8 protein-coding genes are annotated in these 8,665 nt (G+C 66.8%); all 8 read left to right on the plus strand.

Annotated features, from left to right (window positions below):
• Positions 1 to 62 precede the first annotated feature (62 nt).
• The 8 genes from ilvC (at position 63) to CAM01S_RS03695 (ending at position 8,101) form a co-directional block, all read left to right on the plus strand.
• Entirely contained in the window at positions 63 to 1,088 is a 1,026-nt protein-coding gene (ilvC, locus tag CAM01S_RS03660) for a ketol-acid reductoisomerase (RefSeq protein WP_066516791.1), read from the plus strand.
• A gap of 208 nt (positions 1,089 to 1,296) precedes the next feature.
• Positions 1,297 to 2,472, plus strand: a complete 1,176-nt coding sequence (locus tag CAM01S_RS03665; RefSeq protein WP_066516498.1) for a mannitol-1-phosphate 5-dehydrogenase — start codon at positions 1,297 to 1,299, stop codon at positions 2,470 to 2,472.
• Positions 2,469 to 2,936, plus strand: coding sequence for a hypothetical protein (locus tag CAM01S_RS03670; RefSeq protein ID WP_066516503.1), 468 nt, complete (start codon positions 2,469 to 2,471; stop codon positions 2,934 to 2,936). Before CAM01S_RS03665 ends, CAM01S_RS03670 begins: the two co-directional genes overlap by 4 nt.
• The gene (locus CAM01S_RS03675; RefSeq protein ID WP_066516507.1) at positions 2,936 to 3,325 is read left to right on the plus strand and encodes a hypothetical protein; all 390 of its coding nucleotides are present in this window, start codon (positions 2,936 to 2,938) and stop codon (positions 3,323 to 3,325) included. The genes CAM01S_RS03670 and CAM01S_RS03675 overlap by 1 nt, the downstream gene beginning before the upstream one ends.
• Before the next feature lie 72 nt (positions 3,326 to 3,397).
• The gene (gene serA, locus CAM01S_RS03680; RefSeq protein WP_066516511.1) at positions 3,398 to 4,987 is read left to right on the plus strand and encodes a phosphoglycerate dehydrogenase; all 1,590 of its coding nucleotides are present in this window, start codon (positions 3,398 to 3,400) and stop codon (positions 4,985 to 4,987) included.
• A 127-nt stretch (positions 4,988 to 5,114) separates the two neighbouring features.
• A complete protein-coding gene (locus CAM01S_RS03685) occupies positions 5,115 to 6,179 on the plus strand; it encodes a 3-isopropylmalate dehydrogenase (RefSeq protein ID WP_066516515.1) in 1,065 nt (354 codons plus the stop codon).
• A gap of 13 nt (positions 6,180 to 6,192) precedes the next feature.
• Positions 6,193 to 7,305, plus strand: coding sequence for a branched-chain amino acid aminotransferase (locus CAM01S_RS03690; protein WP_066516517.1), 1,113 nt, complete (start codon positions 6,193 to 6,195; stop codon positions 7,303 to 7,305).
• Positions 7,306 to 7,330: 25 nt separating this feature from the next.
• Positions 7,331 to 8,101 carry a fumarylacetoacetate hydrolase family protein gene (locus CAM01S_RS03695; RefSeq protein ID WP_066516520.1) on the plus strand — a complete coding sequence of 257 codons (771 nt, stop codon included), beginning with the start codon at positions 7,331 to 7,333 and terminating at the stop codon, positions 8,099 to 8,101.
• Positions 8,102 to 8,665: the final 564 nt, after the last annotated feature.

Genomic DNA, 8,665 nt, shown 5'->3' on the forward strand with positions numbered 1-8,665 from the left:
CAACCAAGCAATCGGTCGCGTTGGCGACCATGTTCGCCAACGCAGGCAGGAGAACCACCACCGTGACTGACATCGTCTACGACGCCGACGCCGATCTCGAGATCATCCAGGGCAAGAAGGTCGCCGTCATCGGCTACGGCTCGCAGGGACATGCGCACGCGCTCAACCTGCGCGACTCGGGCGTCGAGGTCCGCGTCGGTCTCCTCGAGGGCTCGAAGAGCCGGCAGAAGGCCGAGGAGGCCGGCTTCACCGTCCTCACGCCGGGCGAGGCGACCGCCTGGGCCGACGTCGTCGTCATCCTCACGCCCGATCAGGTGCAGCGCATCGTCTACCGGGACGAGATCGAGCCGAACCTCGCCGAGGGCAAGGCGCTCGTCTTCGGCCACGGCTTCAACATCCGGTTCGGCTACATCACCGCACCCGAGTCCGTCGATGTCATCCTCGTCGCGCCGAAGGGGCCGGGTCACACGGTCCGCCGGGAGTATGAGGCCGGCCGTGGCGTGCCGGTCATCGTCGCGGTCGAGAAGGACCCGAACGGGACCGCCTGGGACCTCGCATGGTCGTACGCGAAGGCGATCGGCGGCCTCCGGTCCGGCGGCATCCGCACGACGTTCACCGAGGAGACCGAGACCGACCTGTTCGGTGAGCAGGCGGTGCTGTGCGGTGGCACGTCGCAGCTCATTCAGTACGGCTTCGAGACCCTGGTCGAGGCCGGCTACCAGCCGCAGATCGCGTACTTCGAGGTGTTGCACGAGCTGAAGCTCATCGTCGACCTCATTTGGGAGGGCGGCCTCACCAAGCAGCGCTGGTCCATCTCCGACACCGCCGAGTTCGGCGACTACGTGTCCGGTCCTCGCGTGATCGACCCGCACGTCAAGGAGAACATGAAGGCGGTGCTGGCCGACATCCAGGACGGCACCTTCGCCAAGCGGTTCATCGACGACCAGGATGCCGGGGCACCCGAGTTCACCGCGCTCCGCGAGAAGGGCGAAGGACACCCGATCGAGGCGACGGGGCGCGAGCTTCGCGCGCTGTTCGCGTGGAAGCAGACCGACAGCGACTACGTGGACGGCTCGGCTGCCCGGTAGGCTGCGACTCGACTCGACGATGAGGCGGCGGTGCACCGCGCACCGCCGCCTCATCGTGTGACCCGAACGTTATGCATCTTTTTCTGCTGGACGCACCCGGCGCGGTTCCGCGTCAGGATGCGCGACCCCGCTGCTCGCGATCGTGCACGGACCGCTTCCCGCCGTTCGTGTGGTCGGGCGCGCCCGGCTCGCGTGGGAGGATCGTCGAATGGCGGTGACGAGGCGAGCGGTCCACATCGGCGCCGGCAAGATCGGCCGCGGCTTCGTCGGACAGTTCCTCGCAGCGAGCGGCTACGACCTCACGTTCGTCGACGTCGACGACCGCGTCGTTACGGCACTGAACGACGCTCGACAGTTCGTCGTCCACGAGGTCGGCGACGAGCCGGTCGATCACACGGTCACGGGCTTCCGCGCGCTCAACAGCAAGACGGATCGCGACGCAGTTGTCCGTGCGTTGGCGCAGGCGGATGTCGTGACCACCGCCGTCGGAGCACGGACGCTCCCGCTCGTCGCACCCCTCGTCGCCGACGGCCTCGCGCTCCGGTCGCCGGAGGCCGGAACCGTCACGGTCGTCGCGTGCGAGAACGCGTTCAATGCGACCGACTCGCTGCACGCAAGCGTGCGCCGTGCACCGTCGCTCGACGATCGGGAGGTCGACGCGGTCTTTGCAAACTGCGCGATCGATCGGATCGTCCCGGACCAGTCCGGTGTCCTCGGCGAGCATGGCGGTCTCGATGTCGTGCTCGAGCCCTTCTATGAGTGGGTAATCGAACGCACGCCGTTCGTCGGATCCGGCGCCGAGCCTCCTGAGATCGACGGAGTGACCTGGGTCGACGATCTGCAGCCGTTCGTCGAGCGCAAGCTCTACACCGTGAACACAGCGCACGCCACGGCCGCCTACCACGGGTTCGTCCGCGGCATCCGTCTGATCCGGGAGGCGCTGGCCGACCCCGTCGTTCGGCCGGAAGTCGACGGGGTGCTCGCCGAGACGACCGCGCTCCTGGTCGCGAAGCACGGATTCGATCCTGCTGAGCACCGTCGCTACGTCGAGGCGAACCTGGCGCGTATCGCGAATCCGCTGCTTCCCGACACGACCGCCCGCGTCGGTCGGAATCCGCTCCGAAAGCTCGGGCGTCGTGAGCGGTTCATCGGCCCTGCCGCGCAGCTCGCGGAGCGGGGGCTGCCGGTCGACCATCTGCTCGGTGCGATCCGCGTTGCGCTCGCGTTCGACGACCCGGACGATCCGGAGTCGATCGAGTTGCACGCGCTGCTCGGCTCCGGCGCGACCGCGCACGCACTCACCGAGATTCTCACCGGGCTCATGGAGAGCCATCCGTTGTTCCCGGCGGTGCGGGACGTCGTCGCTTCTACACTGGAAGCATGACCGCTCCGGACGCCTCTTCGCCGCCGGACTCCGGGGTTGAGGAGCCGGTGGTGCCGGGCGACCCCTCCGATGACGAGGCGCTGAGCTGGGGTGGGGAGCTCGATGCCACGCACGTGGACGCATCGAAGAACCCCGTCATTCGCGGGGCGGCGCGCGCGCCCAGCCCGGAGCGACCCGCCGGTTCCGGGTCGCTGGTCGGCATGGGTGTGCTCGGCGGGATCTACCTGCTCTACACGGTTGCGTGGCTGGTGAGCGCGAGTGTGCTCCCGGTCGCGGGCGGAACAGCGCTCTCCGCGCTGTTCGCGGAGGGCCTGCGCGTGCTGGCGATCATGGCCCCCGCCTTCTGGTTCGTCGCCACGCTCTGGTTCGGGCAGACGATCTCGGTTCGGGCGCGGTTCGTGTGGCTCGTTGTCGGCGTGGTGGTCTTGTTCCCGTGGCCGTTCTTGATGACGAGGGCATTCTGATGTCGACGAGTTCCGACCGCGCTTCGCGTCCGTCTGCGCTGAGCCCATTCGCGGTCCGGCTGGTCATCTGGATCGTGTCCGGCGTGATCTTCGCCTACATGCTGTGGCAGGCGATCGCCAACTTCGTCGGCGTGACGACGAGCATCGCGCAGTTCAACGCATTCGTCCGCGCGAATCATGCGACGACGCTCGAGAGCGCGGTGCCGTGGGTCGCGCTCGTGCTCGATGTGCTGATCGCACCGGTGGTGTGGGGTGCGGCTTGGTTCGTGTCTCGCCGGTTCAGCCCGGGCCGGATCGCCGTCGTCTTCGTCGCCGCGTTGTGCGCCGCTTCGGTGTTCTGGTTCGACCTGCTCGAGTATGTGACGACGACGGTGCACATCGGCCGCTGACCTCCGCCGTAACGCGCCGGGCACGTCGATACGATTGAGGAGACAGCAGCCCCTCAGGTAAGGAATCGCTTCGTGCCAAAGCCGGTCGTCCTGATCGCCGAAGAACTCTCACCAGCAACCGTCGATGCGCTCGGCCCAGACTTCGAGATCCGAACGGTGGACGGCACGGATCGCGCGGCGCTCCTGACGGCACTGTCCGAGGCGAACGCGATCCTCGTGCGCTCGGCGACGCGCGTCGACGCGGAGGCGATCGCCGCCGCTCCGCGACTTCAGGTGATCGCGCGTGCCGGAGTCGGTCTCGACAACGTGGACATCAAGGCCGCGACCACGGCGGGTGTCATGGTGGTCAACGCGCCGACCTCGAACATCATCTCCGCGGCGGAGCTCACCGTCGGTCATATCCTCAGCCTCGCTCGGCACATTCCGGCTGCTCACGCGTCGCTCGCCGCCGGCGCATGGAAGCGCAGCGCATACACCGGCGTGGAGCTCTTTGAGAAGACCGTCGGCATCATCGGGCTTGGCCGGATCGGGGCCCTCATCACCGCCCGCCTGCAGGCATTCGGCGTGTCCGTGGTGGCGTACGACCCGTACGTCACGCCGGCGCGGGCGCAGCAGCTCGGTGTCGAGCTGCTGCCGCTCGACGAGCTGCTTCGTCGGTCCGACTTCGTGACCATCCACATGCCGAAGACGCCCGAGACCGTGGGCATGATCAGCGACGAACAACTCGCGCTCATGAAGCCGAGCGCGTTCATCGTGAATGTGGCCCGCGGCGGCCTCATCGATGAGGACGCGCTCTATCGCGCGCTGTCGGAGCGAGTCATTGCTGGTGCCGGACTTGACGTCTTCGTGACGGAACCCCCGTTGGACTCGCCGCTGTTGGGCCTCCCGAATGTCGTCGTGACGCCGCACCTTGGCGCCTCGACGGACGAGGCGCAAGAGAAGGCGGGCGTCTCGGTTGCTCGCTCCGTTCGCCTGGCGCTGGGCGGCGAGCTCGTCCCGGACGCCGTGAACGTCGCGGGCGGGGTGATCGATCCGTACGTGCGGCCCGGCATTCCGCTGATGGAGAAGCTGGGGCAGGTGTTCGCCAGCCTCGCGGACACGTCGCTCACCAACATCGACGTCGAGATTCGCGGCGAGCTTGCCGAATACGACGTCAGCGTGCTGCAGCTCGCCGCACTGAAGGGCATCTTCACCAACATCGTGAGCGAGCAGGTCTCTTATGTGAATGCGCCACTCCTTGCCGAGCAGCGCGGCGTGTCGGTGCGGCTCATCACCAGTCCGGACAGCCCTGAATACCGCAATACGCTCACGATCCGGGGGGCACAGTCCGACGGGCCTGCGATCAGCGTCTCCGGGACCCTGACCGGCCCGAAGCAGATCGAGAAGCTCGTCGAGATCGACGGGTACGACCTCGAGGTCCCGCTCGACACCCATCACGTGGTCATGCGCTACACCGATCGGCCCGGCATTGTCGCCGTCTACGGCAAGCAGTTCGGCGACGCGGGCATCAACATCGCCGCCATGCAGATCGCGCGTCAGGCGGCGGGTGGCCAGGCGCTCTCGGTGCTCACCGTCGATTCGCCGGTGCCGAGCGAGATCCTCGAGGCAGTGCGCGCCGCCATCGACGCAGACTCGATGCGGCAGATCGACATCACGCTGTAGCGACCGGCGGGCGCATCGCGCGCCACGAGCTCACAGCTCAGCACGCACCGCGCATCCCGCACCGTCCGTCCCGCACCGTCCGTCCCGCACCGCGCACCGCTCACCGCTTACGAGGAATCGAGGAACCATGACAGCAACGATTCGTCTGGCCGTCATCCGCGGCGACGGCATCGGACCGGAGGTCGTCGACGAGGCGCTCAAGGTGCTCCGCGCCGCAACCGAGCCGGCGCTCCACATCGAGGAGACGGCCTTCGACCTCGGTGCCGGTCGGTATCTGGCGACGGGCGACATCCTGACCGACGCGGACCTCGACGCCATCGCGAAGCATGACGCGATCCTGCTCGGCGCGGTCGGCGGCGATCCCCGGGATCCGCGACTGGCCGGCGGCATCATCGAGCGCGGCCTGCTGCTGCGACTCCGGTTCGCCTTCGATCACTACGTGAACCTGCGCCCGACCCGCGTCTTCCCGCAGGTCGACTCGCCCCTTCGCGATCCAGGTGCGGTCGACTTCGTCGTCGTCCGTGAGGGCACGGAGGGCCCGTACGTGGGCAACGGTGGCGTGATCCGCCGTGGCACGCCGCACGAGATCGCGACCGAGGTCTCACTGAACACGGCGTTCGGCGTCGAACGGGTCGTTCGCTATGCGTTCGCGCTTGCGGACCGCCGGCCGCGCAAGCACCTGACGCTCGTCCACAAGAGCAACGTGCTCGTGCATGCCGGCGATCTCTGGCAGCGGCAGGTTGCAGCGGTCGGCGCGGAGTACCCGGACGTCACGGTCGACTACCAGCACGTCGACGCCGTGACCATCCACCTCGTGCAGGATCCGTCACGATTCGACGTGATCGTCACGGACAACCTGTTCGGTGACATCATCACGGACCTGGCCGGAGCGATCAGTGGCGGCATCGGGCTCGCGGCCTCCGGCAATCTCAACCCGGATGGGGCGTTCCCGAGCATGTTCGAGCCAGTGCACGGCTCGGCCCCGGACATCGCCGGTCAGCAGCGGGCAGATCCGACGGCCGCCATCATCTCCGCGGGCCTCCTGCTCGACCATCTCGGGCACAGTGCGGAGGCTGCCGCGATCGCGCGGGCGGTCGAGCAGGACATTGCTCGGCGCGGTTCGAGCGCTCGTTCGACCGCGCAAATCGGTGACGCGATCGCCGCGGCTGCTGCGGAGATGCGCAGGGCCTGACAAGATCGACGCTATGACCTCCGCTGCATCGACGTTCTCGCTTCCGTTCGCCACCACGCCGTCGGCGTCGGCCAAGGCAGACGCGGAGCGCGAGTCGATTCTCGCGGACCCGGGGTTCGGCAAGCACTTCACGGATCACATGGTCACGATCCGGTGGTCCGAGGACGCCGGTTGGCACGATGCCGCGGTCCATCCGTACGGTCCGCTCCAACTCGACCCGAGCGCGAGCGTGCTGCACTACGCGCAGGAGATCTTTGAGGGCCTGAAGGTGTACCGCCACGCCGACGGCAGCGTGTGGTCATTCCGGCCGACGGCGAATGCCGCCCGCATGCAGCGTTCGGCGCGCCGGATGGCGCTGCCCGAGCTGCCGACGGAAGCGTTCGTGGAATCGATCCGGAGGCTCGTCGAGACTGACGAGCGCTGGGTCCCGTCCGCTGATGAGACGAGCCTGTACCTTCGGCCGTTCATGATCGCGACCGAGGGGTTCCTCGGTGTGCGGGCAGCGCACGAGGTGGCGTTCCACGTGATTGCGTCGCCAGCCGGCGCGTACTTCACGTCCGGGCCGAAGCCGGTGTCGATCTGGCTGTCGACCCAGTATTCGCGGGCCGGGAAGGGCGGCACGGGGGCTGCGAAGACCGGCGGCAACTACGCATCCTCGCTCCTTCCACAGCAGGAGGCGTACGAGCACGGGTGCCAGCAGGTGATGTTCCTCGACTCCGAAGAGGGCAAGTACCTGGAGGAGCTCGGCGGGATGAACGTGGTCCTCGTGCGCTCCGACGGAACGCTGGTCACTCCGGATTCGGATTCGATCCTTGAGGGCATCACGCGCGATTCGATCCTGCAGCTCGCCGAAGACCGAGGGCTCCGGGTCGAAAAGCGACGCGTGAGCCTCGACGAATGGCGGGACGGGGTTGCGAGCGGCGCGATCACGGAGGCATTCGCCTGCGGTACGGCGGCCGTCGTGACGCCGATCGGCGAACTCCGCGGTGACGGTTTCACGATCACCTCGCCCGACGCGGGCTCGGACTCGCTCACCATGTCACTCCGGCGCGAGCTCACGGATATCCAGTACGGGCGCCTCTCGGACCCCCACGACTGGATGGTCCAGCTCACCCCGGCGTCCTGAGCGGGGCGGTCGCTAGGCTCGACTGGTGAAGATCGCACGGTTCAGCACGGCGGGCCAGGACCCGCGATTCGGGATCCTCGATGAGCGGGACTTGATCGTCCTTGCGGGCGATCCGCTCTATCAGGGGTTCGAGACCACAGGGGAGCGGGTGCCGCTGAAGGATGCGACGCTGCTCGCGCCGGTGATCCCGCGGTCGAAGGTCGTCGGTATCGGCCTGAACTATGCGGAGCATTCGTCTGAGATGGACATGCTCACCACGGATGACCCGGTCGTCTTCCTGAAACCGAATACGTCCGTGGTCGGTCCGAACGACCCGATTCGCACGCCCGCTGGAGTCGGTCGAGTCGACTTCGAGGGCGAGCTCGCGATCGTTATCGGCTCGTTGGCAAAGAACGTTCGGCGCGAGGATTTCGCTCAGGTGATCTTCGGGTACACCGTGGCGAACGACGTGACCGCGCGGGATCTGCAGTCCCGGGAAAGTCAGTGGGCGCGGGCAAAGGGCTTCGACACGTTCTGCCCGATCGGCCCAGTGATCGAGACCGAGATCGATCCGTCGGACATCCGTCTCGAGACACGGGTTGACGGCGATCTCCGCCAGGTCGCGTCGACGAGCGAACTCGTCCACGACATCCCGAGTCTGATCGAGTTCGTGTCGTCGATCTGGACGCTCCTGCCCGGTGATCTGATCTTGACGGGGACGCCCGCCGGGGTGGGGCCGCTGCACGATGGCGAGATCGTGGAGGTCACGATCTCTGGGATCGGCTCGCTCGCGAATCCGGTCGTCGCCCTGCGCTGACGCTGCAGCCGGCGTCGGCCGATGCTGATCGCCGCTCTGTCGATCGTCGATCGCGGAGCAAAGATCCGCGTGATTCCGGGCGACACGCCGGGAGGCGCGCTCGATTTGGCATCGCCCGCCCGCCTCCGTAAAGTAATCACTCGTCACCCCAAAGGTGCGAACGGAGCGGCTGAGACGCCGACCAGGGCGAAAGCCCCGTCGGGCAGTCCAGACCACGTTCACCTCAAGTGGGACCATCCTTCACTCTGATCGCTTCACCTTGCAGTGAATCCGAGAGTGGAGAGCTCCTTCTCGTCAGTCAGGCCGAGCTTGACAGGCGCGAGCGGGGTGATAGAGTACCAAAGTTGCCCAGGCGGGCTTCGGAAACGAACAGCGCCTGGTGCGTCTGGTCCTTGAGAACTCAACAGCGTGCACATTGTCAATGCCAATTTATTGACCCCGTGCATCCCGTTTTGGGGTGTCGGAGACAATTCCTTTTGGATTGAATTGATTGTCAGCAATGATGGTCTTTACGGTCAGTTTCAACTCGGCCATGGTTTTCGAATTGTGGTTGTAATTTTTTTT

The organism is Curtobacterium ammoniigenes NBRC 101786 (assembly GCF_001571045.1).
Taxonomy (GTDB): Bacteria; Actinomycetota; Actinomycetes; order Actinomycetales; family Microbacteriaceae; genus Curtobacterium; species Curtobacterium ammoniigenes.